The organism is Plantibacter sp. RU18, from assembly GCF_050613355.1.
Classification (GTDB): domain Bacteria; phylum Actinomycetota; class Actinomycetes; order Actinomycetales; family Microbacteriaceae; genus Plantibacter.
In genome coordinates this window covers 4,162,254-4,188,425 of the sequence record NZ_CP159618.1, presented here as the reverse complement: position 1 = coordinate 4,188,425, position 26,172 = coordinate 4,162,254, and the positions used below count along the sequence as shown (strand labels likewise).

Annotated in this window: 22 protein-coding genes and 1 other annotated feature; of the genes, 10 read left to right on the top strand and 12 right to left on the bottom strand. The window is 65.6% G+C overall.

Annotated elements, in window-relative coordinates; genetic code table 11:
* Positions 1-107: 107 nt before the first annotated feature.
* Positions 108-1,352: an IS256 family transposase gene (locus tag ABMA10_RS19905; RefSeq protein ID WP_431030682.1), complete on the bottom strand. Its 1,245-nt coding sequence runs from the start codon at positions 1,350-1,352 to the stop codon at positions 108-110.
* 201 nt (positions 1,353-1,553) lie between these two features.
* On the opposite strand from ABMA10_RS19905, the gene ABMA10_RS19900 reads away from it, so the two are divergent.
* The 6 genes from ABMA10_RS19900 to ABMA10_RS19875 all read left to right on the top strand — a co-directional run bounded on the left by ABMA10_RS19900 (position 1,554) and on the right by ABMA10_RS19875 (position 9,972).
* Complete coding sequence (locus tag ABMA10_RS19900) at positions 1,554-1,817, top strand: hypothetical protein (protein WP_431030898.1); 264 nt, start codon at positions 1,554-1,556, stop codon at positions 1,815-1,817.
* A gap of 798 nt (positions 1,818-2,615) precedes the next feature.
* Entirely contained in the window at positions 2,616-2,825 is a 210-nt protein-coding gene (locus tag ABMA10_RS19895) for an antitoxin (protein ID WP_431030897.1), read from the top strand.
* A gap of 427 nt (positions 2,826-3,252) precedes the next feature.
* Entirely contained in the window at positions 3,253-3,975 is a 723-nt protein-coding gene (locus ABMA10_RS19890; protein ID WP_431030896.1) for a hypothetical protein, read from the top strand.
* 721 nt (positions 3,976-4,696) lie between these two features.
* Positions 4,697-5,916 (top strand): IS3 family transposase gene (locus ABMA10_RS19885; RefSeq protein WP_431030710.1). Its coding sequence is split into 2 segments (ribosomal slippage): positions 4,697-4,976 and positions 4,976-5,916, totalling 1,221 coding nucleotides; the frame shifts between segments, so codons are not numbered across the junction.
* Positions 4,975-5,088, top strand: a sequence feature (AL1L pseudoknot). Its footprint overlaps the gene before it by 114 nt.
* Before the next feature lie 67 nt (positions 5,917-5,983).
* Positions 5,984-7,861, top strand: coding sequence for an RCC1 domain-containing protein (locus tag ABMA10_RS19880; protein ID WP_431030895.1), 1,878 nt, complete (start codon positions 5,984-5,986; stop codon positions 7,859-7,861).
* Between the two features lie 866 nt (positions 7,862-8,727).
* A complete protein-coding gene (locus ABMA10_RS19875; protein WP_431030682.1) occupies positions 8,728-9,972 on the top strand; it encodes an IS256 family transposase in 1,245 nt (414 codons plus the stop codon).
* Positions 9,973-9,996: 24 nt separating this feature from the next.
* Here ABMA10_RS19875 and ABMA10_RS19870 read toward each other — a convergent pair whose 3' ends face one another.
* Together ABMA10_RS19870 and ABMA10_RS19865 are read right to left on the bottom strand one after the other, a co-directional pair.
* Positions 9,997-10,122 (bottom strand): hypothetical protein, encoded by a 126-nt coding sequence (locus tag ABMA10_RS19870; protein ID WP_431030894.1) that lies wholly within the window; start codon positions 10,120-10,122, stop codon positions 9,997-9,999.
* Positions 10,123-10,179: 57 nt separating this feature from the next.
* Positions 10,180-10,542, bottom strand: coding sequence for a MerR family transcriptional regulator (locus tag ABMA10_RS19865; RefSeq protein ID WP_431030893.1), 363 nt, complete (start codon positions 10,540-10,542; stop codon positions 10,180-10,182).
* A 68-nt stretch (positions 10,543-10,610) separates the two neighbouring features.
* Between ABMA10_RS19865 and ABMA10_RS19860 the strand changes: the two genes are divergently transcribed.
* From ABMA10_RS19860 to ABMA10_RS19845, 4 genes are all read left to right on the top strand, one after another.
* Positions 10,611-11,807, top strand: coding sequence for an MFS transporter (locus tag ABMA10_RS19860; protein ID WP_431030892.1), 1,197 nt, complete (start codon positions 10,611-10,613; stop codon positions 11,805-11,807).
* A gap of 249 nt (positions 11,808-12,056) precedes the next feature.
* Positions 12,057-12,653, top strand: a complete 597-nt coding sequence (locus ABMA10_RS19855) for a recombinase family protein (protein ID WP_431030891.1) — start codon at positions 12,057-12,059, stop codon at positions 12,651-12,653.
* A 7-nt stretch (positions 12,654-12,660) separates the two neighbouring features.
* Positions 12,661-13,074: a helix-turn-helix domain-containing protein gene (locus ABMA10_RS19850; protein WP_431030890.1), complete on the top strand. Its 414-nt coding sequence runs from the start codon at positions 12,661-12,663 to the stop codon at positions 13,072-13,074.
* Positions 12,996-13,787 carry an NAD-dependent epimerase/dehydratase family protein gene (locus ABMA10_RS19845; protein ID WP_431030889.1) on the top strand — a complete coding sequence of 264 codons (792 nt, stop codon included), beginning with the start codon at positions 12,996-12,998 and terminating at the stop codon, positions 13,785-13,787. The genes ABMA10_RS19850 and ABMA10_RS19845 overlap by 79 nt, the downstream gene beginning before the upstream one ends.
* 433 nt (positions 13,788-14,220) lie before the next feature.
* Here ABMA10_RS19845 and ABMA10_RS19840 read toward each other — a convergent pair whose 3' ends face one another.
* From ABMA10_RS19840 to ABMA10_RS19800, 9 genes are all read right to left on the bottom strand, one after another.
* Entirely contained in the window at positions 14,221-14,622 is a 402-nt protein-coding gene (locus tag ABMA10_RS19840) for a flavin reductase (protein WP_431030888.1), read from the bottom strand.
* 250 nt (positions 14,623-14,872) lie between these two features.
* A complete protein-coding gene (locus tag ABMA10_RS19835; protein ID WP_347870157.1) occupies positions 14,873-15,616 on the bottom strand; it encodes a dienelactone hydrolase family protein in 744 nt (247 codons plus the stop codon).
* 104 nt (positions 15,617-15,720) lie between these two features.
* Positions 15,721-17,349 carry a beta-N-acetylhexosaminidase gene (locus ABMA10_RS19830; RefSeq protein ID WP_431030887.1) on the bottom strand — a complete coding sequence of 543 codons (1,629 nt, stop codon included), beginning with the start codon at positions 17,347-17,349 and terminating at the stop codon, positions 15,721-15,723.
* 129 nt (positions 17,350-17,478) lie between these two features.
* A complete protein-coding gene (locus ABMA10_RS19825) occupies positions 17,479-17,838 on the bottom strand; it encodes a hypothetical protein (RefSeq protein ID WP_347870159.1) in 360 nt (119 codons plus the stop codon).
* 200 nt (positions 17,839-18,038) lie between these two features.
* Complete coding sequence (locus tag ABMA10_RS19820; protein WP_347870160.1) at positions 18,039-19,781, bottom strand: DUF5605 domain-containing protein; 1,743 nt, start codon at positions 19,779-19,781, stop codon at positions 18,039-18,041.
* An 83-nt stretch (positions 19,782-19,864) separates the two neighbouring features.
* The gene (locus ABMA10_RS19815) at positions 19,865-22,342 is read right to left on the bottom strand and encodes a beta-glucosidase family protein (RefSeq protein WP_347870161.1); all 2,478 of its coding nucleotides are present in this window, start codon (positions 22,340-22,342) and stop codon (positions 19,865-19,867) included.
* A 148-nt stretch (positions 22,343-22,490) separates the two neighbouring features.
* Entirely contained in the window at positions 22,491-23,342 is an 852-nt protein-coding gene (locus ABMA10_RS19810) for an ATP-binding cassette domain-containing protein (RefSeq protein WP_347870162.1), read from the bottom strand.
* Positions 23,339-25,201, bottom strand: a complete 1,863-nt coding sequence (locus ABMA10_RS19805; protein ID WP_347870163.1) for a dipeptide/oligopeptide/nickel ABC transporter permease/ATP-binding protein — start codon at positions 25,199-25,201, stop codon at positions 23,339-23,341. The genes ABMA10_RS19810 and ABMA10_RS19805 overlap by 4 nt, the downstream gene beginning before the upstream one ends.
* Positions 25,198-26,139: an ABC transporter permease gene (locus tag ABMA10_RS19800; protein WP_347870164.1), complete on the bottom strand. Its 942-nt coding sequence runs from the start codon at positions 26,137-26,139 to the stop codon at positions 25,198-25,200. The genes ABMA10_RS19805 and ABMA10_RS19800 overlap by 4 nt, the downstream gene beginning before the upstream one ends.
* Positions 26,140-26,172 lie beyond the last annotated feature (33 nt).

Here is a 26,172-nt window from a genome sequence, read left to right as displayed (position 1 = left end):
TCTACACCTGGTGCGCGTCATCCACTCCTACCAGGTCCACCGCCAAGGAACGAAGTGTGGTCAAGCCCCGTGGAGTGGTGTAGCCGTGTGTCCTTCGATTCGTTGGGTTAGGCGCTGAGGGCGAGTTCTGGTTCGGGCACCTCGGTTCCGGTGTCGGGGACGATGGTGAGGCGGCTCTTGGCGAGGATGTCGAGTCCGAGGTAGCGGCGTCCCTCGGCCCATTCATCGGTCTGTTCGGCAAGGACGGCGCCGACGAGCCGGGTGATCGCGTCGCGATTGGGGAAGATGCCGACGGAGTCGGTGCGGCGACGGATTTCACGATTCAGGCGCTCGTTCGGGTTGTTCGACCAGATCTGCTGCCAGAGCCCCTCGGGGAACCCGGTGAACGCGAGGATGTCGGCGCGGGCAGCGTCGAGGTGTTCGTGAGCTGCGGGCAGTTTCCCGTCGACGTAGTCCAACAGCCGGTCGAACTGGGCGTGGACGGCGTCGGCGTCGGGCTGGTCGTAAACGGAGTGCAGCATAGCCTTGACCGCGGGCCAGAGACTCTTCGGGGTCACCGACATCAGGTTCGCGGCGTAGTGGGTGCGGCAGCGTTGCCAGGCCGCGCCGGGGAAGTTCGCGGCGATCGCCTCGACCAGACCGCGGTGCGCGTCGGAAGTGACCAGACGAACCCCGGTCAGACCGCGGGCGACGAGGTCGGCGAAGAACGTGTTCCACGCCGCCCCGGTCTCCGACGTGGCCACCCGCAGGCCCAGGACCTCGCGGCGCCCATCGGCGTTGACCCCGGTCGCGACGAGAACAACGGCGTTGATGACGCGTCCGCCTTCGCGGACTTTCATGGTGAGAGCGTCGGCGGCGACGAACGTGAATGGGCCGGCATCACCGAGCGGGCGGTGTCGGAATTGGTCAACGTGCTCGTCGAGGTCCGCAGCCATCCGGGACACTTGCGACTTCGACAACGAGTGAATCCCGAGGGTCTTCACGAGTTTGTCCATGCGGCGTGTGGAGACGCCGGCGAGGTAGCAGTCCGCGACGACGGTGATCAGGGCGGTCTCGGCGCGTTTGCGGCGCTCGAGGAGCCACTCCGGGAAGTAGGTGCCAGAGCGCAGCTTCGGGATCGCGACATCGATGGTCCCGGCGCGGGTATCGAGGTCGCGGTGCCGGTAGCCGTTGCGTTGGACGGTGCGACCCGGGGTGGGTTGGCCCCACTCGGCGCCGATCACCGCGTCAGCGTCGGCAGAGAGGAGCGCGTTGATCATGGTTTGCAGCAGCGACCGCATCAGATCGGGAGACGCGTCGGTCAGGGCTTCGCCAAGAAGGTGTGCAGGGTCGACAATATGTGGAGCGGTCATCGTGATGATGCCTTTCGAGTGGAGGTTAGAGACTTCTCGAAGGAGTCACACGGTGACCGCGCTCACGTCCAAGACCGAGCCGGCCACCGCAGGCTACACCACCTTATGGGGCACTACTTCCTACACCGATGCCGGACGGCGGGAGATGCCGCTCGGCTCTCTTCGACGTCTTGCGTACCGCACGTCGCTATGCTCGGGCGTATGGGGGAACAGTCGAAGCTTGTCGTGGCGATTACTTCTGGCGACCGCACGACTACCCACCGTGTCGATGAACTCACGATTGCGTTGCCGAACGGTGAGCTCTTTTCGTTGGGATTGTCTGCTCGTACCTGGTCCGAGCTGGTTGCTCTAGCGCCAGCTCGCGAGGATGACCCGGCAGGTCATCCCGTCTTCGTCGTGCGGCCGGGGGCCTCGAATCAGCTGAGTCTTTCCATCGAACGGGTTCCGGGCATCGACGAGCAGTGACTCACAGCCGACGGTGAGCTGGACGGGTTATTCGACACGGGGAGAGTCCCAGTCGGTCACAGTCATACGAATCAGCTCAAGGTTGTGGTCCATGTCCGGATCGACATTCAGGTTTCGTTGGACAATGCGGGCAGTCAGGTCGAAGGGCGCCGACCTGTATTTTTGTATCGAGTTCGAGGTTGTTTACGACATACAGCGTTGTTCCGGTGTCCATGGGCTCGGCGAAAAGCCGACCGAGTGCGAGTCCGGTCTCATCGTTCGCGGACTGTGGACCGAATCCCTCACCATCAAGCCGCAGCCCTACGTCCCGCGCAGTGGTCTTGCCGAAGCTTGAAATCAGCCGATCGAAGGCTGGCGCAGGACCGGGGCTTGGTACGACGTCTAAACCGATATAGGGCCGCGTTTGGTCTTTGCTGTTCCGGGCTTCACCCCGCGCTCTCTCGCGGATCTGCCGTGAGGTGAGCCGCACTTGGAGATAAGTCAGGGCTACCGCCACGACGACGATCACACCGTGTGCCGCGGCGATCGCTCCAATCCAGGCTGGAGGTGCGTTCGAGGGCAGGGCCGGTCAACTGTGTACGCACCTGCCGACACGGTACGCACGGTCGCGGCAGACGGCGGCAGGTGCGGGATTGATTATCAGAACACCCGGATACTGGCTGCGCAGCTGTGAGCGAGCTCATTTTTGTTGTGGCCATTCCTGGTGAGACGTTTGGGGTTTGGGGCTAGCCGGAGTGGCGGTGGCGGACCGAGAATGGGCGGAGGGCCCAGATGGGGTCGGTGAAGGGGGATCAACGCATGGCACTCGAAGATGTCACGAAGAAGGCTCAGGAGTTCCTGAAGGACAATAAGGTCAAGGACGCGCTGAAGAGCGAGCAGGCCGAGGACATCAGTGACAAGCTGCTTGGCGGTGTCGCCGATGCGGCCAAGAAAGTCACCGGTGGAAAGTTCGACGAGCAGATCGACGGCGCTCGTGATGCGGCCGACAAGGCGGTCGGCTCGGAGTAGTTTCAGGCGTCAGTACTAGGGGATTGGTCGGTTCGGTGTTCACCGGGCCGGCCAATCGTGTGCCGGGTAACGGCAAGTGTGGCGCGGCCACGACCTCCAAGCGGAGCGGGGTGCGTTCCGGCCTCGAGGCGCTGCAGTCATGACGAAGGGCGAAGCTGTCGGCGATCTGTCGTCGTTTAGTTCAGCGCTCGGAGATGTCGGCCGCGTGGGGTTCGCCGGGCAGCGCATAGTTGTTGCTGGGTCGCTGCCGTTCGCCGCTCCTAGTAAAACAATCCTGTTCCTCCGGAGCAGGGTTTTCGTCGGGTCGTATACCCGAACGGCGTCATCTTGGTACACGCGTGTGCGCACACGCGGACCCGGATGCAGGGTGCGTTGAACGGCGTCGGCAGATGGTCTGCGAGCGTCGCGTGTTGAAGAGGACTGGGACATGAGTAAGAAGAGAAAACGATCAGGCGGGAACCCCGCTCATCGAGCGCACCGAGAGGGTACCTTGCTCGGCAAAGCGATCCTTCAGTGGAGTGAACGCATTCTGTCGGCAGGCGACGACGACCAAGCAACTCTTGCGGCAGCCCTTATCGGGTGGGTGGGGTCTGGGGACCCCGGCCGCCTCGGCCTCAATCAGTGCGTCAGCGCGTGCTACCAGTTACAAATGGTCCTCGAAGCCGTTGGCGTGGAGAGCCGAATGGTTCCCGTGTCGTTGACGGTCCTCGACAAGGTATCTCAGCGTGAGCTTGCCGTGGTCGGGTCCGACACGCCGTCCTGGTCAGATGGGGTTTCGCGATGGAGTGGGCACGCCGTGCTCTATCTGCCGAGGCAGGGGCGTGTGTTGGATCCGACGATCGGACAGGCATTCCCGACGGCCACGCTGGATGAACGTATGCCCTTGATCGGCCGCGTCAGCGCTGTACTTCACGGAACATCCGAACAGGCCACCCAAACGGGAACCGTTTGGGCCGTCGCGCGGCATACTCACATCGCGTCGTACCGGGTTCTGGATCCCGCCTATGACCCCATGATGAATCCCGATGTGGTCAACGGCCTTCGTAGCGCGACTTCGCGACTTCGCAAACTGCTGCCTCAAATGGTTCAGCTGATCGACGACATGATACAAAGCAGGAAGAATCTCACGGCCGACACTTCTAAGCATTGAGTCGGCCAAGCATTTCTGATCGGCATGTCGAACGGAGGCGGCACGCCGGCACTCGCCGCTGTCGAAAGGGGCCGTGATGTGGGGAGCGCCGCCTCTCGACGGGACGGGCAAGGGCAGCCGGCCGTTCCCGCGTTCGGAGCGGGAGCTGGCCCAGGGTCGACCGATGGGGAGTAGCTATCGCTGGGTGTGCATGTGTGGGGACTGGCGATAGTGCGCACGATGCTCGTGTCTGAGGCCATTCGTGTACGCGTGATGGGGAGGGGTTGGCGGCATATCGGGGGATGTGCTGCCCATCCGCAGCTCGCCGGCCCTCAACCCGACTCGTCGAGCAGCCCGCCGAACCGCCGCAACGAGGAGCGGTGCGGCGGGTGACGTGTATCGGCCTCGTTCGAGCCAGCCGTCAGCGACGTGCCGACGTCCCCAGTCGGTCCGCCCTCAGGGTGGCGCCTACGATCGCATGTGGACAGCTGTCTCATTCCAGGCTGCCGCGCCGGTCGAAGCTCCCGGGTCGAGGGGCCGTACAGCGTAGCTCTGTCGTCTTCTGGATTGGCCGAAGCCCCTCAATCTCCAGAGCTGAAACAACCTGACTCAAATTGGAGGATCTGGTACCATAGGCCCTTTGGGGTGCATGCTCGCCAGTCCCGGTAGGAGCTTGGCTTGATACGAGCTGTCTTGCCCTTGGTTTGATGGAGACTCTGATCGTCCTGAAAGGATGAGGAGTATGCCAGCTTTGAGGAAGTACCCGGCGGAATTGAGAGAGCGTGCAGTGCGCCTTGTGTTCGAGGCGCGTGATGCGGATGGGGGCCGCCGTGGTGTGTGTACCAGGATCGGCCGGCAGCTTGGTGTCCCGTCGGACACGTTGCGTGGCTGGGTCCAGCGCGCCGAGGTCGATGGGGGTCTGCGTTCGGGGACGTCCACTGATACTGCGGTTCGCCTGGTCGAGGTGGAGCGTGAGGTGAGGGAGTTGCGGCGGGCGAACGCGATTTTGCGGAGCGCGTCGGCTTTCTTCGCGGCGGAGCTCGACCGCCCACACAGCAGATGATCGCCTACATCGATGAACACAAGGAAGAGTTCGGGGTCGAGCCGATCTGCAGGGAACTGCCGATTGCCCCGCAGACGTACTATGCCGCGCGGTCTCGGCCGCCCTCGCAGCGGTCCGTCAGTGACGAGGACACCGTGGTGAAGGTCCGTGCCGTGCACCAAGCGAACTATGGCGTCTATGGCGTCCGGAAGGTCCATGCGCAGCTGCGTCGCGACGGCCACCGGGTGGCCAGGTGCACGATCGAGCGGCTCATGCGTCGGGAGGGTCTCCGCGGGATCTCGCGGGCCAAGGGGCCACGCACGACGATCCCTGGGCCATTCACGGATCGTCCGGGGGACCTCGTTGACCGACGGTTCACCGCACCGGCACCGGACTGCCTCTGGGTTGCGGACATCACCTACATTCGGACGTTCTCCGGCTGGGTGTATGCCGCGTTCGTATTGGACGTGTTCTCCCGCCGGATCGTGGGCTGGCAGCTCTCCACAACCATGCACACCGAGCTTGCCCTCGATGCTCTCGAGATGGGCATCTGGACGCGGCAGCGTGCCGGCCGGGACCTGTCACAACTTGTCCACCACTCGGATCGCGGAGTCCAATATCGTGCCGTGCGCTACACCGACCGCCTCGCTGAGGCAGAAGCAGTCGCCTCGGTTGGGTCCAAGGGCGACAGCTACGACAACGCGATGGCCGAGGCGCTGAACTCTCTATTCAAGGCCGAACTGATCCGCAACCTCGGCCCGTGGAAGGGGATCGACGAGCTCGAGATCGCGGTCGCGGAATACATCGACTGGTACAACCACCGCCGACTCCACGGCGAGATCGGACACATCCCACCCGTCGAAGCCGAGAACAACTTCTACACGCAACTGCCCACCATCACCGTGATGGAACGGGTCTAACCGAGCCTCTACCAAACCCGGGGCTTGACAAGCACACACCAAACCCGCCTTCCGTGAGGACCATTTCATGCCCGCGATTCTTTTCTCGCCTCAGCGCAGCTGGAGAGGCTTCCGCGGCTTTGTTGCTGGCGCGAGCATCGTGCTGGCCTCTCTCGGCGGTGGCGCTGCGGTCGCTGCGACTCCCGCTTTCCCGCCAGCCGCTTCGATGGCTGCGGGGACTCCTGGAGGCGGCATCGTCGACGCACCGGAAGCGATGGGGGAGTTCATCGGATCCGCTGCCGGGGACACGACACTGACTATCGATACACCTGAGGAGCTATACGGCGAAGTTGTCGCTGGACACTGGCAGTCGTTCGCCCTCGATCTGTCCGGGCGCGTGTTCGGGTGGGGCAGTGGGCGTGTCATGGGAGCTGAGACGGGGGTGCCTCTTGGTGAGCAAGGGCACCCAGGGCAGGTTCCGCTTCCCACGACCTCTCCAGTGCGCCGGCTCACCTCAGATGTGGGGACGACGTTCGCTATCACCGAAAGCGGTGAGTTGTTTCGGCTAGGAAACGACCCCGCTGGCGGTCCTCCTTCGGAGACATTCCAACAGGTCCCCTTTCCTCCTGGGGTCGTGGTCATCCATGTTGAGGCGAGTTCCCGGTCAGCCTTTGCTGTTTCCGCTGATGGGGATCTCTACGCGTGGGGAAGTCGGAGTCTTGGGTTGGGGGGCTTTGGGGACGTGGCTTCCCTCCCAGCTCGTATTCCGTTGCCGGACCACGTGGACTTCCGTGAAGTCGCTTCGACGGACAATACGAACGCCGCGCTGACTGCGGATGGCGACCTCTACATGTGGGGACTCGGCCAAGCTTTCCCGGTGCCAACGAGAGTCGACATCGCTGAACCGCTCACCGCGATTAGTGCCAATTTGTTTCGGGGCGTCGCACTCGGGAAGAGTGGAAATATCTATCCCATGACGGGCCTTGGGGCGCCGTCGACCGGCCTTGGAGAAGCGATCTCCGTGCCGACGCTTGGGGCCGTGACTCAAGTGAGTGCTGGTGGGGTCCACGTCCTTGCGCTTGATAGCGATGGGCAGGTGTGGGCATGGGGCGGTAACGAGCACGGCGTGCTCGGCGATGGCACCACATCACCCGCGGACAACCCACAGCCCGTGCACATTCCCACTGATGAGTTGATAACTCAGATCGACGCGGGATATCAACATAATATCGTCCTCGACGAGCAAGGCAACGCGTTTACGTGGGGTGCGAACCAATCTCTCGAATCGGGCAGTATCTCTGAACCCATCGTGAGTGCTGCACGGTCCGTGGAGAGTCCGTATCGTGTTGCCGAAGTTTCGTTCGACGGAATCGCTGCGACGAATCTCCAGCCACTCAGTAGCCGCCAGACCTTGGTGACCCCGCCCCCACACGGGCCTGGATTCGTTGATATTGTCCTCGTGCTCGACACGTTCAATACGCACGTAGTGAACCCAATCCTCATGCCGCAACGGTACGAATACGTTGCCCCCATCGAGTTACGTGATGCTGTCCTCCACCCAACCTATGGTGCTTCATGGTCGGTCGCACTAACAGATTCTGTGTTGCATCAGTCCACTCGCTTTCGGGTCGTTGATGGCGAGCTGCCTCCTGGCCTCGAACTCAGCCCCACTGGCGTGCTTTCCGGGAACGCCGAGCAGGAGATGACATCCGAGGTTTCAGTTGAAGCAACCAACGTCATCGGAACCTCATCAGCCACACTCAAGCTGATCGTCACAGCCCCCGCAACTCCTGGCCCATCAACACTTCCCACAGTCAAGCCGGAGGGTTCAGCCAACGAACTCGCCTCGACCGGCTTCGACCCATCCGTATATCTTGTCGGCGCTCTCACGCTCGTGATGCTGGGTGGGGTGCTCTCACGTCAACGTAAGCGCGATCATTCAACTCACACCATGAATGCTCGGTGAGCGGCAGCGTCTCCTGCTGTGTTGCCACCTGCGCCTCCGCGTCAGTGATTACCCACGAGGACGGGGCGTGTCCAGCTGAAGCTTGCAGCTGGCACGGCGCACCGACCATCAGGGTCAGCCGACCCGCTGCACCTCACCACGACCCGACGGTCCTTCGCTGACTTTCTGAACAGCAGAACGCCGCTCCTTTGTGTGAGCGTTACGTCAAAGTATGAGGTTGCTCGCGGGGAGTCATGCGGCCGCGCCGGATGGCGATGAGGGTCATTGCAGCGCCGGTGGCGAAGGTCAGAGCGAGGACCACAAGAGACCATTCGCCGCCCATGGCGGCGCCTGTGAGGAAGCCGGGCCCGTCTAACTTGCCCTGATCAGTGCCCCCCGGTCTCGTTGCCGGACACATTCAGCCCGAAGATCGCACTCTGCGTCGTGTTGAAGGTGCGATCGGTAGCTAGACGTGTTCTGGGAACTCAACTGGGTAAGTACTCCCTACCAGTCCTCGTGGCCAACCTAACAAGCGGCCGCGAGGAGCAACGCTGAACCGAGGCATCGCTGCTGGCGTCCATGCCGATAATCCTCTGAAGTTGACAATGTGTTTTTCGAGCTAGTTGGGGAGCGGGGGGGTCTATTGTCTTGTCGTTCGGGGTGCCGGTTCGAGACGCCGCCCGAAGAGACTGAGGGTGGGCCGCAGTGCGTCCGCCCTCTGATGCACCTAACAAACCCATGGGAACGGAGAACAAGAATGAAGATGCGCAGTAGTGCCCCATAAGGTGGTGTAGCCTGCGGTGGCCGGCTCGGTCTTGGACGTGAGCGCGGTCACCGTGTGACTCCTTCGAGAAGTCTCTAACCTCCACTCGAAAGGCATCATCACGATGACCGCTCCACATATTGTCGACCCTGCACACCTTCTTGGCGAAGCCCTGACCGACGCGTCTCCCGATCTGATGCGGTCGCTGCTGCAAACCATGATCAACGCGCTCCTCTCTGCCGACGCTGACGCGGTGATCGGCGCCGAGTGGGGCCAACCCACCCCGGGTCGCACCGTCCAACGCAACGGCTACCGGCACCGCGACCTCGATACCCGCGCCGGGACCATCGATGTCGCGATCCCGAAGCTGCGCTCTGGCACCTACTTCCCGGAGTGGCTCCTCGAGCGCCGCAAACGCGCCGAGACCGCCCTGATCACCGTCGTCGCGGACTGCTACCTCGCCGGCGTCTCCACACGCCGCATGGACAAACTCGTGAAGACCCTCGGGATTCACTCGTTGTCGAAGTCGCAAGTGTCCCGGATGGCTGCGGACCTCGACGAGCACGTTGACCAATTCCGACACCGCCCGCTCGGTGATGCCGGCCCATTCACGTTCGTCGCCGCCGACGCTCTCACCATGAAAGTCCGCGAAGGCGGACGCGTCATCAACGCCGTTGTTCTCGTCGCGACCGGGGTCAACGCCGATGGGCGCCGCGAGGTCCTGGGCCTGCGGGTGGCCACGTCGGAGACCGGGGCGGCGTGGAACACGTTCTTCGCCGACCTCGTCGCCCGCGGTCTGACCGGGGTTCGTCTGGTCACTTCCGACGCGCACCGCGGTCTGGTCGAGGCGATCGCCGCGAACTTCCCCGGCGCGGCCTGGCAACGCTGCCGCACCCACTACGCCGCGAACCTGATGTCGGTGACCCCGAAGAGTCTCTGGCCCGCGGTCAAGGCTATGCTGCACTCCGTTTACGACCAGCCCGACGCCGACGCCGTCCACGCCCAGTTCGACCGGCTGTTGGACTACGTCGACGGGAAACTGCCCGCAGCTCACGAACACCTCGACGCTGCCCGCGCCGACATCCTCGCGTTCACCGGGTTCCCCGAGGGGCTCTGGCAGCAGATCTGGTCGAACAACCCGAACGAGCGCCTGAATCGTGAAATCCGTCGCCGCACCGACTCCGTCGGCATCTTCCCCAATCGCGACGCGATCACCCGGCTCGTCGGCGCCGTCCTTGCCGAACAGACCGATGAATGGGCCGAGGGACGCCGCTACCTCGGACTCGACATCCTCGCCAAGAGCCGCCTCACCATCGTCCCCGACACCGGAACCGAGGTGCCCGAACCAGAACTCGCCCTCAGCGCCTAACCCAACGAATCGAAGGACACACGGCTACACCACTCCACGGGGCTTGACCTCCAATGGCAGAAGGACACGGTGATCAACCGTGTAGCCGTGAATCATGACGATGGGCAATCCATCGCCGTGGATGGTGTGCGAGATGCTGTCGATACTCATCCCGCCACCGTAGAACGTTCACGCTAACGTCAATGTCAAATGACGGCGGACGGAGGCTCAGGCGAGTGCTCTGACCTCATCGAGATATTCAGTAATCGCGGCGCGGTTTCGGGAAAGGAACTCGATGCGTTCGTCCATCCGGTCGCGCTCGTGCTCGAGTGTGGCAAGCATCTCTGGAGTGGCGTCGGTGAAGTGGATCGTGCGGGGTTTGTCGAGGCACGGCAGTATCTGCCGGATGATCCGGGTCGGCAAACCGGTGTCGAGCAGCCCGCGAATCTGAATAACGCGGTCCACGAGGTAATCGTCGTACTCCCGGTATCCGTTCGGCCTCCGCCGGGGTACGACCAGTTGCTCGTCTTCGTAGTACCGCAGCGCTCGCGTCGACGCGCCCGTAAGCCGGGCAAGTTCGCCTATCTTCATGTACTTCTCATCCTTCTTGCGTCCTCGGCTTGACCTTAACGCTAACGTCAATCTTCGACGATATAGGTATGACGCAACCACAACAGACTTCGCCGGGTGTGGCCCGACCTGATCGCCTACCTCTGGCCGGCCTCGTGGCGTTAGGGACCGCAGGGTTTGTCACGATCATGACCGAGGCGCTGCCGGCCGGAATATTGCCGGCGATGAGTAGCGACCTCGGCGTCACTGAAGCTGCGGCCGGGCAAACCGTGACGGTGTATGCAATCGGCTCCGCCCTCGCCGCCATTCCGCTGACCGCCGCGACGATTGGCTGGCCCCGCCGGCGCCTCCTGTTGATGGCCATCGCAGGATTCGCCGTCGCAAACACGATTACCGCCGTATCTGACAATTACGTCCTAACGATGGCTTCGCGATTCCTGGCGGGGGTGGTTGCTGGGCTCCTGTGGGCATTACTTGCGGGATATGCACGCCGCATGGTCACACCCCAACAGCGCGGCAAGGCGATGGCGATCGCGATGGCCGGCACCCCGGTCGCGCTCTCGGTCGGCGTTCCCGCGGGTACTCTCCTATCGGGCCTCATTGGCTGGCGATTCGCGTTCGGGATTATGACGCTGCTCGCTTTGATCCTGATCGGTTGGGTGCTGGCCAGCGTTCCCAGCTTCCCGGGCCAAGCCAAAGGCGCCCGTCTGCCACTTCGCCGAACCCTCGCCATCCCGGGGATAGCCGCCGTGCTGTATGTCACGCTTGCCTTCGTGCTGGCGCACAACGTTATGTATACCTACATAGCGCCGTACCTTGCCCCATTCGGCCTCGCTGACCATGTCGAGATTGTCTTGCTCGTCTTTGGCACCACATCGCTACTGAGTATCTGGATCACCGGTGTGCTCATCGACCGTCACCTGCGTCCACTGATGATTGCAAGCTGCACCTTGTTTGCTGGCGCCGCACTCACTCTGGGTCTATTCGCGGATGTCCCGTGGTTGGTGCTCGTCAGCGTTGGAATTTGGGGGCTCGCGTTCGGCGGTGCAGCGACTCTGCTTCAGACCGCGTCTGCCGAGACAGCGGGAGACGCCGGTGACGTAGCGCAATCGCTCGTCGTGACGTGCTGGAACATTGGCATCGCGGGCGGCGCAGTCGCTGGGGGCCTTCTGCTCACCGCAATTGGCCCGACCGGCCTACCCTGGGCGGCACTTGCACTCCTCGTCCCAGCCCTCATCGTGACAATAGTTGCCAACCGTTACGGCTTTCCCAAAAACGGGATCTAGAACGACGGGGACATCACCGCAGAAAACGCGCCCTGCGACTGCCTGTTAGACGATTTTCCATCCGCAAAGCCAGACGTCAATCATTGCTGCCCCGCCTCGGAAAACTAAAGCTTTACGACACGCGAAGTCTCTCTGGAGGGGCATGGAAAAGTGGCGGCTTTCCGGGACGCTGGTTGTCTTGAAAACATGTCATACCGCAAAGTGTCTTTGTTCCAACGCTTCTAGCAGTTTCCAAGGCAGAGTGGACCCGTGAGACATCTCGGATACACACGGGTCAGCACCAGAAGCCAAGACGCGAAGTTGCAGGTCGACGCCCTGATCAAATCCGGCCTGCAAGAGCGAGACACTTTCGCTGACGTCACCTCGGGCAGCCGAACCGCGATCTCCCGCCCCGGCATGAAGAAGGGGCTCGAGTACGCCCAGCCCGGCGACACCGTCGTCGTCTGGCGAGTCGATCGACTCGGCCGGTCCCTCATCGATGTGCTGAACACGGTGAAGCTGCTCCGAGAGCAGGACATACAGGTGAAGAGCATCTCGGATGGCATCGACCCGTCGACGACCTCGGGCCGGCTGATGCTGAACATGCTCGCCACCTTGGCCGAGTACGAACGCGAACTGATTACAGAACGGGTAAACGCGGGGATCACAGCCGCTCGAAAGGGTGGCACCAGGTTCGGTCGGCCCCTGTCGGATCCCGTCGTCCTCGCCGACAAACTCAAGCTCGTCACGGAAGCGCGCGCGAAGGGCCGCACTGCAGAGGATGCGGCAAAGCTCGTCGGATGGAGCCGGGCCACCCTGTATCGGCATCAGCAGGCCCTCGCGGCACGCGAGAGCACCACCGTGTAGGTGACTCGTGGATGCGGCGGGGCGGTGGCGTGTTCTTCGGCTGCATGTCGAAGACCAGATCCCACTCGCGGTCCTCGCCCGTGGGACGGGGATCTCCGCTCGGACTTTGCAGCGTTGGAACCATGTCTACCGCGCAGGCGGCATCGCAGCCCTCGACCCTCATGCGCGCATAGACAAAGGTGTCCGCCGAACTTCGGTCGAGACGGTCGCGTTCATCGAACAGCTGGCGCTCCACAACCCCGACCAGTCTTTTCCTGGAGCCGGAAATCGGGGTGGTGGGGAGCGGTGGTCGACCCGCTATCGGACAACCGCACTTTGTCCCCGGTCCGTACAATCAGGAGGATGTCGAAGATTGCTGGGAGTCGTTGGGTCATTACGGGTGCGGCCGGAAACATCGGGCGAGAGCTACGCTCTGCTCTAGCTGATCGGCAGGTGGACCTCGTCTCGATGGATATCCGCTCGACACCTCCGATCGGCTTGCAGGACACTGTCGTCATCGCGGATCTTGCTGAGCTGGAGTCGCTCGTGGAACTGTTCGCGGGGGCGGATGGTGTGATCCACCTCGGGGGGATTGCTGACGAGGCGGACTTCCACGACCTGGCTCAGGTGAACATCATCGGCACCTACCACGTCCTCGAGGCAGCACGGCGGGCCAAGGTGCCGCGGGTGGTCTACGCCAGCAGCAACCGGCTGACGGGTATGTACTCCGCCAGCGAGCACGTCTCGCCCGACATGCCTCCCCGGCCCGACGGGTTCTACGGCGTGTCCAAGGTCGCGGGAGAGGCACTGTGCCGCCTCTACGCGGACAAGTTCGGGCTCAGCACCATCTCCCTCCGCATCGGCAGCTACGAACAGCAAGCGGAGTCGCCACGTGAACAGCGGACGTGGCTGAGCCCAGCCGACGCAGTGCGGGCCTTTCTCGCCGCAATGACGACGTCGGCAGACACAGCCGTGTTCTACGCCGTGTCCGCAAACACTGATCGGTGGTGGGATCTCGACGCGGGAATCGCGGTGGGCTTCGTCCCCGAAGACGATGCCACCGCAGGAAACCCCGCAGAACACGTCGACGCAGACACGCCGCAAGGCGGGACGTACGCGGCCACCGGCTACTCGACAGCTCAGATGCGCCGGTAACCCATCGGCTTTCGTGGGCTCGCAACAGACTCAACGGCTCGAGACAACTCCGCCCGCTTCACCTGGTCGACCCCGAGAAATAGCACCCTGGCAGTACATCTAGCGGTACCACTCCTCGTCGGTGCGAGCGAGTCGAGAGGGGTGAACTTCGGCGCCGAGCCCGTAGAAGCGTTGGAAATTCATGATGAGCGGCCGCCACCGGTCTGGGTCGATCCGGTTCTTCGTTCCTTTTAGTCGAATCGTCTCGTGAACATGCACTCTGGTGATCTTGGCTTCGAATATGAATGTGTCGCCGTCGTTGGGGTCGTCCTTGACGAGGGGACGTGAGTGCACGATGCGGGCTTCGAGGTTGACGGGGCACTCGTCGATGCGTTCAGCTCGAACGGTGTCACTGGGACGGGAGTGGAGCCCCGCGAGGCCGATCTTGTCGAATTCATGCCGATAACCGACTTGCTCCTTGTTTGGGGGGGACCGGCGACCGACCGGTGGTGAGGGCGAGTGTGTCGACGGCGGTGACCAGATCGACTGTGGGGAGATTGATGACGCACTCACCCGTGTCGAGAAGATTCTGTGCGGTCAGAGATCGGGCTCCCATTCCAAGGAGTGCTGTTTGTCCCAGCCAGAAAATGGACGACATGGGCGCTGTGTTGGATTTACCTGTGTGGTCGATGCTGCTGAGTAGAGCTACGGGTGTGCCGAAATACAGAATGGCCGGATCGATGATGGTGTGGTTCGACAAAGTACGCTTTCTATGACCAGCTCGCGATTGCGGGCTAAAAGAAAGTATCAGCGACCCGAAGGCAAAATGCTGGCGGAAATACGACACGGCATTCATGCCCGCTCATACATCGCCATCTGGGCACGCTGACCGCCAATAAGCGATCACAGAACGCCGCCACATAGCGATCAACTCCACACGGCTACTGCAGGAGTTGTGGACGGAGTACCGCTCCTGGGTTTCGATCCGGCTCCGGTCCACACCTCCTGCTTCCGGGCCACAGACCGGCTGAACAGGCTGGTTCCGGGGCTGGATCCCGGCTACTGCACGAGTTGTGGACGGGGAGCGGGCGAACCGCGGGCGCGGGCTACGCGTTGCCGAGCGAGGTGTCGAGGAACGTGAGCGTCTTCGCCCAGGCGTCGAGGGCTGCGTCCTCGCGATAGGTGATCGTGTTGGTGTCGTTGAAGAAGGCGTGGCCGGCTTCGGGATACACGGTCGCCGTGAACTCGACACGGGCGTCCTCCAGTGCGGCCGTCACCTCGGGAAGCGTCTTCATGAGGCCCTCGTCCTGGTCGCCGTAGAAGGCGAGCACCGGGCACGCGATGGAGCCGGCGGACTCGAGTTCCGGCGGGGCGCCGTAGAACGGGACGGCTGCACGGATGCGGCGGTCGGCACCCGCCAGCGCGAAGCTGTACGTGCCGCCGAAGCAGAAGCCCACGACCGCGATCCGGCCGTCGATGCCGTCCTCATCGAACAGCCGGTCGACGGCCTTCGTGAGCGACGCGACGGCCTCCTCCGCGAACTCGGGCGACTTGGTGGTCGACAGCTTCTCGCGGAGCTTCGGTTGCGCGGCGGTCCTCGTGGCCTCGTCACTGTTGAAGACGAGCTGCTGGAGCTCCTCGCCGACCTCGGGGGTGACGCCTGCTCCGCTCAGGATGTCCGGTGCGATCACGATGTAGCCCTCAGCTGCGAAGCGGTCGGCGACGTCGGTGATGTGCGGGACGAGGCCCCAGATCTCGTGGATGAGGACGAGCCCGCCGCGCAGCTCCACGCCCTGCGGCGGGTCGGCCCGGTAGGCCTCGAGGCCCTTGGTCAGCGTGATGGTCGTCATGCAGCCAGTCTTCCAGCCGACCCTCCGTGCGCCCTGGGGGTTGCCCTTCGACGAGACCAGGGACCGGGGCGCCCGAGCGACGCCTTCCGGGGGCGCGGGAGCCGCTACGCCCGGATGTCCTTCGTGAGTTCGGCGACGAGTGCGGCGCGCTGCTCGCGGGTCGACGGACGGCCCTCGGCGTCCGGACGCTCCTGCCACGGCAGCGGGCCGGTCGCGCGACGATACTCGACCCCGAGCGCGTCGAGCCGGGCGAGGTGCTCCTCGAGCCGAGTCTCGAACCCGGCGAAGTGGCGCTCGCGGCCCACCCAGGCGACCTCGGCGAGGGCGCAGAGGCGCGGGTAGGCCATGTAGTCGATGACGCGGGCGGAGTCGATGTGCTCGGTCCAGATGTTCGCCTGTACGCCGATCACATGCGTGGCCTCGGCTTCCGTGAGTTCCGCCGGGACCGGTTCGAGCGCGTAGACCTCCGCCACGGTCAGTGGTGGGCCCACCGGGATCGGCTCACCCGGGAGCTCGGACTCCCGGTAGTCGAGGTACACGCGGTCATCCGGGCAGGCGACGACGTCGTGACCCGATCTCGCGGCGGCGACAGCACCGAACTCGCCACGCCAGGAAGCGACGGTCGCGCCCGAGGCCAGACCGCCCTCGAGGATCTCGTCCCATCCGAACGCCCGACGTCCGGCGGCGCTGAGGTGCGCATCGAGCTGCGAGACGAACCAGGCCTGCAGCTCCTCGACCGTCCCGATCCCGCGCTCCACCATGAGGGACTGCGTGCTGGGGCTGGCTGCCCACCGGCCCTTCTTGGCTTCGTCTCCGCCGATGCCGATGTACTCGGACGGGAAGATCTCCATGACCTCGTCGAAGACCGTGCGGAAGAAGTCGACCGTGTGCTGACCCATGTCGAGGATCGCCTCGTTGATGCCCCAGCGTGTCCAGACGGACGGCTCGTCCGGCTCCTGCGGGACGTCCGACACGCCGAGCTCGGGGTAGGCGGCGATGACGGCGCGGGCGTGGCCCGGGGCATTGATCTCCGGGACGACGGTGACGCAGCGAGCCGCAGCGTACGCGACGATCTCGCGCAGGTCGTCCTTCGTGTAGAAGCCGCCGTGTGGACGACCGTCGCCGGGTGCTTGGCGCGCGGCTCCGTGAGCGCTCTCCGACCGCCAGGCGCCGACTTCGGTGAGACGCGGGTAGGCATCGATCTGGACGCGCCAGCCCTGGTCGTCGGTGAGGTGGAAGTGCAGCACGTTCAGCTTGTGGCGGGCAGCGACGTCGATGAAGCGCAACACGTCGGCTTTCGGGAGGAAGTGCCGGGCGACGTCGAGCATGACGCCGCGCCAGCCGAAACGCGGGGCGTCGTCGATCGTCGTGGCGGGGATCCTCCACTCGATGCCGTCGACGAGTCCCTGCCGGTTCACGGCGGCCGGGAGCAGCTGGGTCAGCGTGACCGCCCCCGAGAACGCGCCTGAGGCATCGGAGGCGGTGATGCGGACGCCGTCGTCTTCGACCGAGAGGCGGTACCCGCCGGCTGGGACGGCGTCGTCCTGGATGAAGGCGATGCTGTCGGTGCGCAGGTCGATGCGGGCGTCGAGGTCGAAGCCCGTCGAGGCCTGGAGGACTCCGCGCAACCATCGGCTCGCGGCGGTGAACCGGCGGTCACCGCCGAGTCCGGTCGTGCTGCGGAGCGTGAAGGCGCCGTCGTGGGTCTGGATGGATGCGGGCAGTGGGAGCATCAGCTCACTCTTCCTTGTCGACGGTTTTCCCCAACTCAGGAGGGCCTCGGCGTGTCGCGGGCGGCTTCCCCGGGCCAGCGACGACACGCCGGAACGTTCCTGAGAAAGGACGATGGTGTGGGATCTGGGTCAGGCGTGCAGGCCGGTGGACTCGACGAGGGTGGTGAGGCGATCGGCGATGAGCGTGTCGGAGATGAGCATGGCCGGCGACTGGCCGGCTTCGGCGGCGAGTTCTGCGACGCTGCGACCGACGAGTTCGGCGAGATCGGGGTGCGAGACCTGGGCGATCCGCACGGAGGACCAGTCGATGCGTTCGACCGCAGGCGGCTCGGCGAAGGCACGTTCGAGTTCCGCGACGACCGCGTCGTCGCGCAGGCGGTCGAGGACCGCATCGCCGCCCCCACCGGTCACCCAGGACGGCAGGAGGGCGGTGAGTGCGGTCCCCCGCAGGATGTCGCGCAGGAGGGTGGTGCGGGTGCCGTCGTCCATGGTCGCGCTCCAGTCAGAGGATGCAGTTCAGCGAGGTTGCGCATCATGCAACGCATGTTGCATGAATGCGCACCCACAGTAAGCCGTCCGTGCAAACCCTGTCAACGAGGACAAGGCGGTGCCCCTCGACAAGCTCGGGGGCCGGCGGGAAGGAACCTCGCGAGGACTGGTCGCCGAGCGTGTCGAGGTGCGGTGGGGCGCTACTCGACGCGGCGCAGACGAACGGCCATGAACTGCCGACCGGGGAGGTCGACCCGGACCGTTCCGGTGTACGTCCCGGGCATCGTCTCGACGGTCATGTTCCAGGTGTCGAGGACGTCGACGTGGAACTCGCCCTCGGGCAGGAACACGTTGCGGAACCGGGGCCGGTTGAACCCGAAGTAGCCGATGACGTAGCGCCCCTCGACTCCACCCCACGGCACGTCCCAGTCGCCCGGAAGCGGGTCGAGGACACCGGTGGGCGATTCGGCGGAGATGCGCTCGAGGAACGCGATGCGGTCGGGGCTCGACCCCACGAGCTCGCCGCCCTTCGACCACCAGAGCTGCTCGATGTCGTTGAGGTACGTCTCGCCGTGGCCGACGTAGCCGCCGCGGATGGCGCCCTCCCAGAAGCGACGGACCATCTCGTCGCCGGTGATGTTGCCCCAGCCCTGGTCGATGTCGCCCTCGTAGGCGCACTCGTCGATGACGATCGGCTTGCCCCACTGCTCACGCCACGCGTCGGTGTTCTCGGCGGTCCTGTACACGTCGACGCGCTGCACGCTGCAGTGGGTGATCCACGGCTTCGAGTAGTCGTAGAACCCCTGGCAGTTGTGGATCGAGTTGAGGTGGTCGTGCGGGTCCTCGGAGCTGACGACGGCCGCGAGGCGCTCCCAGTCCTCGTTCGTCTTGGCCCACAACAGGTCGTACTCGTTCGCCATCGACCACCACACGTTCGCGTAGGCGGCGAGGCGGCGGACGGCGTAGCGGAGGAAGCGCTCGTCCACGGCGGGACCGAGGTCGGCGAAGCCCCAGCGGTCGTAGGCGTGGAAGAGGATGAGGTCGGCTTCGATGCCGAGTGCACCGAGCTGCACGATGCGCTGTTCGAGGTTCGCCCAGTACGCGGGATCGAAGCGCTCGTGATCGAAGCCGTCGGCGAGCGATCCTGGGAAGGGGAAGACCTCGGGCTCGTTCGCGTTGTACAGGTACGACTTCGGGAACACGCACATGCGCATCTTCGTGAACGGCCCTGTCTCGAGCGTCCGCAGCGTCTGCTCCTGCAGCTCGGCCGGTTGGTGCGTCCAGGCGTAGGCGGTGGTCCCGAGTGGGCGATGGCGGGTGCCGTCGGCATGGGCGAAGTGGAAGCCGTCGACCCGCACGGGACCGTGGTTTCCGGGTGCAGCCGCGGTGACCGTGATGCTCCCGGCGATGCCGTCCAGCGAACGTGCGGTTGACGTCGTCGTGAACGTCCACTCGCCCTCCTCCTCGGCGAGGAGGCGCACGATGTAGCGGCCGTCGCCGTCGTAGAAGCCGCCGACCGTGAGTACCCGCGGACCGCACACGAACGTCGCACCGAGTTCCACGTCGACGAACGGGTTGCCGTGCGACGGCCCGTCGAGGCGAACCTCGATCACGCCATACCGGGGGACGGTGGCCGTGACCACGACGCCTGCCGAACCGCGGACGACGTCGTCGGCTTCGTAGTCCGACGAGGGTTCGATCGCCGCGCCGTAGGCGGCACGTGCGTCGGGCCCGTCATCCACCTCCGCGAGCGCCGCCCAGAGTTGCTCGCGGGCCTGTTCGTCCTGGAGTTCCGGCACGATCGCGGTGAGCTGACCGAGGCGGATGCTGCGGAACTGCTTGGCCATCGGCGACGCGGCGATGCCGGGGAGGAAGGTCTCGAGGACGATGCGCCCCGCGGGGCTCTCGATGACCTCACCGAAGGCTGAGCTGCGGTCGAACATGGGACTCCTCTGGTCGTGATGCGAGGTGGTGCGAGTGTTGCACGTGAAACGGGTGGTGCTGGTGAGGCCGGTCGCGACAAGCCCTATCGGGCCGTCCCTGCGCCGATGGTGACGACGATGTCGTGCTCCAGGTCGACGACGGAGCTGCCGACGCGGAGCGTGAAGTCGCCTGCCTCGACCTCCCATGTGTCGGCCCAGTGCGCGAACACACGGGCCGGGAGCTCGACCTCCCAGTCGCTTGACGTGCCAGCGCCGGCGTGGACGACGGCGGAACCCACGAGCCAACGCACCGGGCGGTCCACCGCGGAATCGCCGCGCTCGGCATAGACCTGCACGACGTGCTTGCCGACGCGCGAGCCGGTGTTCGTGGCAGTCCCCGAGAGACGGGCGGTGCCTGCGGCGACGTCGCCGTCGAGGGCCGCGCCGTCGATGACCCACGTCGTGTATCCGAGGCCGTGCCCGAACCAGAAGGCGGGCTGTGTGCCGGAACGGAGCCACGCGCGGTATCCGATGTGGATGCCCTCCTCGTACGCGAGGACACCGTCCACCGGCGTCACGTCGAGCACCGGGACATCGTCGAGCGCTGCCGCCCAAGTCGTGGTGAGGCGCCCGCCTGGTTCGGAGGCTCCGAGCAGGACGTCCGCGATCGCGTTGCCCATCTCCTGGCCGCCGAACCAGCCGAGCAGGACGGCTGCGACGTCGTCGCTCCACGGCAGGAGGACGGGTGCGCCGGAGTTGACGACGACGACCGTGCGCGGGTTCGCCGCGACGACGGCCCGGACGAGCTCGTCCTGGCGGCCCGGCAGCGTGAGGTCGCCCCGGTCCCAGCCTTCCGACTCGACCTGCGAGTTGGTGCCGACGACGACCACGGCGACATCCGCCGCCCGCGCTGCCTCGACAGCCTGCGCGATGAGCGCGTCGGGGTCCGAATCGTCCGGAGCGCGGCCGACGGTGACGCTGATGGCGTTGATGCCGTTCTCAGTGGCTACCAGGTCGAACTCGGCACGGATCTCGACGGGGACCTCGGCCTGGGCGGCGAAGGTTCCGGTCGCCGACGGTGGGGCGAGGAGCGCAGCGCCGAGATCGGATCCGACGATGACGGGCTGCTCGTCCACCAGGAGGATGCCGTCGACGAACAGGCGCCCGTGGAGTCCGGTGGCGAAACCGAGCCGCAGCTGCTCCGTCGTGTCCGGTGTGTACGAGGTGGTGAGCACGAGTTGCGAGGCGGTGCCGACCGGGGCGTCGCCACCGAACCAGACGAGCGCGGTGGAGCGGCGGTCCTCGGTGAGGAGTTCCGTGCCGTCGGCGTCGAGGAAGGTCGACACGAGGCCGGGCTCGCCCGTGCGCGGATTGGTGAGCCGGTCGAGGGGCAGCTCGGCGACACCCTCCTGCACGATCGCGCCGACGGCGTAGTCGATGATCGAGTCGGGCAGGGCGACACGCAGTCCCTCCAGCGGGCTGACGGTGTGTTCGGGCAGCACGGTCGCGCTGCCGCCGCCCTGGGTCCGCGAGTCGCGGGCGTTGTGGCCGATGACGGCGACGCGGCTGAGGGCTGCGGCGTCGAGCGGGAGGGTGCCGTCGTTGGAGAGGAGCACGATGCCCTCGGTCTCGGCCTCGCGGGCGAAGGCGATGCCGTCGACCGGTGTCGGTGGGAGGGCCTCCTCACCGATGGCACCGACGCGGACCGCGAGCGTGAGCAGACGCGCGACCTTGCGGTCGACATCGGACTCGGGGACGCGGCCGTCCCGCACTGCGGCGACGAGTTGTCCGCTCCAGGCCGGTGCAGGGCCGGGCATCGCGAGGTCCTGCGAGGCTGTCGCCGAGCCGAGGCTGCGGACACCCGTCCAGTCGCTGACGACGACGCCGTCGAAGCCCCATTCGGAGTTGAGTGGCGTCTCGAGGAGGTCGTTCTCGCTCATCGTGACGCCGTCGACGGAGTTGTACGCGCTCATGATGGCCCAGGCGTGCGCCTCGGTGACGGCGCGTTCGAAGGGAGCGAGGTACAGCTCGCGGAGGGCTCGTCGGCTCGCGTGCACGTCCACGGTGAAGCGGTCGGTCTCGGAGTCGTTCGCGACGTAGTGCTTCGGTGTCGCGGCGACGCCGTTGTCCTGGAGGCCGCTGATGTACGCGGCCGCGAGCGAACCGGTGAGCTCGGGGTCCTCGCTGAAGGCCTCGAAGTGACGGCCGCCGAGCGGGGAGCGGTGCAGGTTGATGGTGGGGCCGAGGACGACGTCGACGTCCTTACGGCGGGCCTCGGCTGCTGCAGCCGCACCGTAGCGGTACGCGAACGACGGATCCCAGGAGGAGGCGAGCGCCGTGGCGGACGGCAGGTTGAGCGAGGGCGAGCGTTCGTCCCAGACCGGGCCGCGGACGCCGGCGGGGCCGTCGGACAGGACCATCGCCCGCAGGCCGATCTTCTCCAGCGGGACCGTCGTCCAGAAGTCGGCGCCCGAGACGAGCGCGACCTTCTCCTCGAGGTCGAGGCGGGCGACGAGCGCGTTGATCGCGTCGACGTCGACGGCCTGTGCTGGAGCGGCGTGCTTCGGGGTGGTGAGGGTCATGCGGGAGATCCGATCTGCGGGGGTGCGTGAAGGTCCGGTCACCGAGCCTGTCGAGGTGCCTTTCGAGGCTCGAGGACCGTCGTGGTGTGCCCGGCCGGGGAAGTTCCTGGCCCGCCCCGGCCGGGCAGTCGTTGGGGATCCGGGCGGATCAGACGGCGGTCTCTGCGGCGCGTTGCTCGTCGATCAGCCGTCGACGCTCGACGCGACGCTCCTCCTGGCGGTCCGGATCCGGGATGGGCGCCGCCATGAACAACCGTTGCGTGTACGGGTGCTGCGGGCGTGCGGTGACCTGGTCGCCGTCGCCGGACTCCACGATCTCGCCGCGGTACATCACGGCCACACGGTGGCTGATGTGCCGGACGACCGCGAGGTCGTGAGAGATGAAGAGGTAGGCGACGCCCGTCTGCTCCTGGATGTCGATGAACAGGTCGAGCACGCGCGCCTGGGTCGACAGGTCGAGTGCCGAGACGGGTTCGTCGCAGACGATGAGCTTCGGGTCGAGCGCGAGTGCCCGGGCGATGGCGATGCGTTGACGCTGGCCGCCGGAGAACTCGCGCGGGAGACGGGAGGCGGCACCGGTCGGGAGCTGCACCTGGTCGAGCAGCGTGCCAACCCGCTTCCGGGCGTCGGCGCCGGAGACGCCGCGGACGGTGAGCGGTTCGGTGAGGATCTGCTCGATCGTGAGCGACGGGTTGAGCGAGGAGTAGGGGTCCTGGAAGACGACCTGGATCTCCGAGCTGAGGGCTCGGCGCTCCTTGCGCTTCAGGTGGCCGATCTCCTGGTCCCGGTAGCGGATACTGCCGCCCGTGACGGGGGCGAGGCCCAGCACGGCACGACCGAGTGTGGTCTTACCGGAGCCCGACTCGCCGACGAGGCCGACGGTCTCGCCTGCCTTGATGTCGATCGAGACACCCTTGAGCGCCTTGAACGGTTGGGCGCGGAATCCCTTACCCGGGTACTCGACTTCGAGGTTGTCGACCTCGAGCAGTGACGTCGTCATCGGTTCTCTCCCGTCGTGGTCGTGGTGGCGAGAGCCGGACGCGCCGGTCCCTCGTCGAGGATGGCGCCGAGCAGCGACTTCGTGTACGGGTGCTCGGCGTGATTGAAGATGGAGCGCACCGGCCCGGTCTCCACGATGAGGCCGTTCTGCATGACGGAGACGCGGTCGCAGAGGTCGGCGACGACACCGAAGTTGTGCGTCACGAGCAGCATCGCCATGTGGCGTTCCGCCTGCAGGTCGCGCAGGAGGTCGAGGACCTCCGCCTGCACCGTGACATCGAGCGCGGTGGTGGGCTCGTCGGCGATGATGAGGTCCGGGTCGGTCGACACGGCACCGGCGATGAGGACGCGCTGGGCCATGCCGCCGGAGACCTCGTGCCGGTAGGCGTCGAAGGTGCGCTTGGGGTTGGGGATGCCGACCCGGTCGAGCAGGGCGAGGGCCTTCGCCGTCGCCTCCTTCTTGCTGAGGCCGAGAGCGACGCGGAGCGGTTCGACCAGCTGGCTGCCGATCGTGAACGCCGGGTCGAGGTTCGACATGGGCTCCTGCGGGATGTAGCCGATGCGACGGCCCCGGATGGCCGTGTATTCGCGTTCGCCGAGCGTGTCGAGGCGTGTGCCCTCGTACCGGATCGTGCCGTCGACGACCCTGCCACCGCGGGGGAGCAGGCCGAGCACACCCCAGGCGGTCTGGGTCTTGCCCGAGCCGGATTCGCCGATGAGACCGTGGACCTCGCCGCGACGGATGTCGAGGTCGACACCGTGGACGACCTCAGTGACCGTGCCGCCCTCCTTGTCGTAGCCGACACGGAGGTCGCGGACGCTGAGCACGAGGTCGTCTGCACGGACTGCTGCGCGGGCGTCGTCATCGTGTCGGATCGGTGGGACGCCGACGACCTCATCCTCGGAGACACCCGAGGTACTGATCGACTGCGTGACGATCGTGTTGGAACCCGTCTTCGATGTCGTCACGATCTTGCGGCGACGCCGGCGGACGCTGACGGTGCGCTCCAGTTCGTCGCGCATGGCGTTGGCGAGGAGCGTCAACGCGATGCAGGTGAGGGCGATCGCGAGCGACGGCCAGACCATGAGCAGCGGGGCCTTGTAGATGTTGACGAACCCGTCGTTCAGCATCGAACCCCAGGTCGGGACCGAGAGGTCGCCGAGCCCGAGGAACTCGAGACCCGACTGGATCGCGATGGCGATACCGGCGATGATCGCCGACTGGATGATGATCGGTGCTCGGACGACCGAGAGGATGTGCTTGCCGATGATGCGCGGATCGCTGAGACCCGAGACGCGTGCGGCATCGACGTACAGCTCCGAGCGGACGGCGGTGACGGCCGCGTACACGAGGCGGAAGTACGCCGGGGAGAGCAGGATGCCGAAGATCGCCATCGAGATCCACACGGACGGCCCGAGGACGGCGCGGGCCGCGAGGAGGACGACGATGCCCGGCAGCGCCATGATGAGGCCCGTGAACCAGGAGGACACGGCGTCGAACCAGCCCTGGTAGTAGCCGGCGATCAGACCGGCGACGACGCCGATGAGGATCGCGACCACGAGGGCGACGAGCGCAGCGGCGACGCTGATCTGGGTCGCGGCGAGCAGCCGGGAGAACACGTCCCGGCCGGCGCTGTCGGCACCGAGGAGGTGGTCGGCGCTCGGCGAAGCGAGCACGAGCTGCAGCGATGCCAGGTTCGGGTTCTGCGGGGCGATGAGCGGCCCGATCGCAGCGACCACGGCGACGATCGCGAGGAAGACGAGTGCCGCTGCGCCGATGGGGCGCTTCAGGAGACGCCGGAGGAGGCCTATGCGGACCTGCGGCGTCGGGACGGTGATCGGGGTTTCGACGGCGGTCATGAGAGTCGCACCTTCGGGTTGAGCGCAGCCTGCGCGAGGTCGATGAGCAGGTTGACGATGACGACGATGATCGCGGTCGCGATGACCACGCCCATGACGATCGGGATATCCCCCGAGGTCGTCGCCTGCACGGCGAGCTGACCGATGCCGGGGAGGGCGAAGATCTGCTCGATGATGACGGCGCCACCGAGGAGGCCGATGAACTGCACGGCGAGGACCGCGAGGGCCGGGCCGCCGGCGTTCCGCAGCACGTGCTTGTAGATGACCCGGTTGGTGCCGAGGCCGCGGCTGCGGAGCGTCCGCACGTAGTCCTTCGACATGGCGTCCACGACGGAGCCGCGCACCTGCTGTGCCACCGTCGCGATGGCGCCGATGGCCAACGCGATGATCGGCAGCGTCACCGACGCCACCCATCCGGAGAACGAGGTCGTGATCGGGATGTACCCGGTCGCCTTGAACAGTCGGAGGTTGATCGCGAAGGTGATGACGAGCACGAGGGCGATCAGGAAGCTGGGGATCGCGAAGCCGATGACGGAGATGAACTGGACGACGTTGTCGATCCATCCACCGCGGCGGGCGGCGAGGACACCGAGGATGACCGAGACGATCGCGGCGATGATCGTCGCACCGATCACGATCGAGAGGGTGACGGCGAGACGGCTGGTGACGCCGGTGGAGACGAGCTGGCCGGTGAACCAGGAGCGGCCGAGGTCGCCCTGGAAGGCCGAGGTCAGCCAGTCGAGGTACTGCACGGGGAGCGGGCGGTCGAGACCGAGTTCCGCAGCCTTCTTCGCGACGGTCTCGGTGGTGGCGCTCTGGCCGAGGATGCGGCGGGCGATGTCGCCGCCGCCGAGGTAGAGGAGGGTGTACGCGATCACGGAGATCACGAAGATGAGGACGACGCCGGAAACCAGGCGCCTCAGGATGAAGCCGAGCATGGGTCACTCCAGGAAGTGGGTGAACGAGGAGAG

Excerpts from the sequence above, each read along its gene's own strand:
- ABMA10_RS19830 (WP_431030887.1), bottom strand. The coding sequence starts at position 17,349 with ATGCTCCCACTGCCCGCATCCATCCAGACCCACGACGGCGCCTTCACG.
- ABMA10_RS19815 (WP_347870161.1), bottom strand. The coding sequence starts at position 22,342 with ATGACCCTCACCACCCCGAAGCACGCCGCTCCAGCACAGGCCGTCGAC.
- ABMA10_RS19810 (WP_347870162.1), bottom strand. The coding sequence starts at position 23,342 with ATGACGACGTCACTGCTCGAGGTCGACAACCTCGAAGTCGAGTACCCG.
- ABMA10_RS19840 (WP_431030888.1), bottom strand. The coding sequence starts at position 14,622 with ATGAATGCCGTGTCGTATTTCCGCCAGCATTTTGCCTTCGGGTCGCTG.
- ABMA10_RS19845 (WP_431030889.1), top strand. The coding sequence starts at position 12,996 with ATGTCGAAGATTGCTGGGAGTCGTTGGGTCATTACGGGTGCGGCCGGA.
- ABMA10_RS19870 (WP_431030894.1), bottom strand. The coding sequence starts at position 10,122 with ATGAGTATCGACAGCATCTCGCACACCATCCACGGCGATGGATTGCCC.
- ABMA10_RS19880 (WP_431030895.1), top strand. The coding sequence starts at position 5,984 with ATGCCCGCGATTCTTTTCTCGCCTCAGCGCAGCTGGAGAGGCTTCCGC.
- ABMA10_RS19860 (WP_431030892.1), top strand. The coding sequence starts at position 10,611 with ATGACGCAACCACAACAGACTTCGCCGGGTGTGGCCCGACCTGATCGC.
- ABMA10_RS19800 (WP_347870164.1), bottom strand. The coding sequence starts at position 26,139 with ATGCTCGGCTTCATCCTGAGGCGCCTGGTTTCCGGCGTCGTCCTCATC.
- ABMA10_RS19825 (WP_347870159.1), bottom strand. The coding sequence starts at position 17,838 with ATGGACGACGGCACCCGCACCACCCTCCTGCGCGACATCCTGCGGGGG.
- ABMA10_RS19865 (WP_431030893.1), bottom strand. The coding sequence starts at position 10,542 with ATGAAGATAGGCGAACTTGCCCGGCTTACGGGCGCGTCGACGCGAGCG.
- ABMA10_RS19900 (WP_431030898.1), top strand. The coding sequence starts at position 1,554 with ATGGGGGAACAGTCGAAGCTTGTCGTGGCGATTACTTCTGGCGACCGC.
- ABMA10_RS19905 (WP_431030682.1), bottom strand. The coding sequence starts at position 1,352 with ATGACCGCTCCACATATTGTCGACCCTGCACACCTTCTTGGCGAAGCC.
- ABMA10_RS19805 (WP_347870163.1), bottom strand. The coding sequence starts at position 25,201 with ATGACCGCCGTCGAAACCCCGATCACCGTCCCGACGCCGCAGGTCCGC.
- ABMA10_RS19890 (WP_431030896.1), top strand. The coding sequence starts at position 3,253 with ATGAGTAAGAAGAGAAAACGATCAGGCGGGAACCCCGCTCATCGAGCG.
- ABMA10_RS19835 (WP_347870157.1), bottom strand. The coding sequence starts at position 15,616 with ATGACGACCATCACGCTGACCAAGGGCCTCGAGGCCTACCGGGCCGAC.
- ABMA10_RS19820 (WP_347870160.1), bottom strand. The coding sequence starts at position 19,781 with ATGTTCGACCGCAGCTCAGCCTTCGGTGAGGTCATCGAGAGCCCCGCG.
- ABMA10_RS19895 (WP_431030897.1), top strand. The coding sequence starts at position 2,616 with ATGGCACTCGAAGATGTCACGAAGAAGGCTCAGGAGTTCCTGAAGGAC.
- ABMA10_RS19875 (WP_431030682.1), top strand. The coding sequence starts at position 8,728 with ATGACCGCTCCACATATTGTCGACCCTGCACACCTTCTTGGCGAAGCC.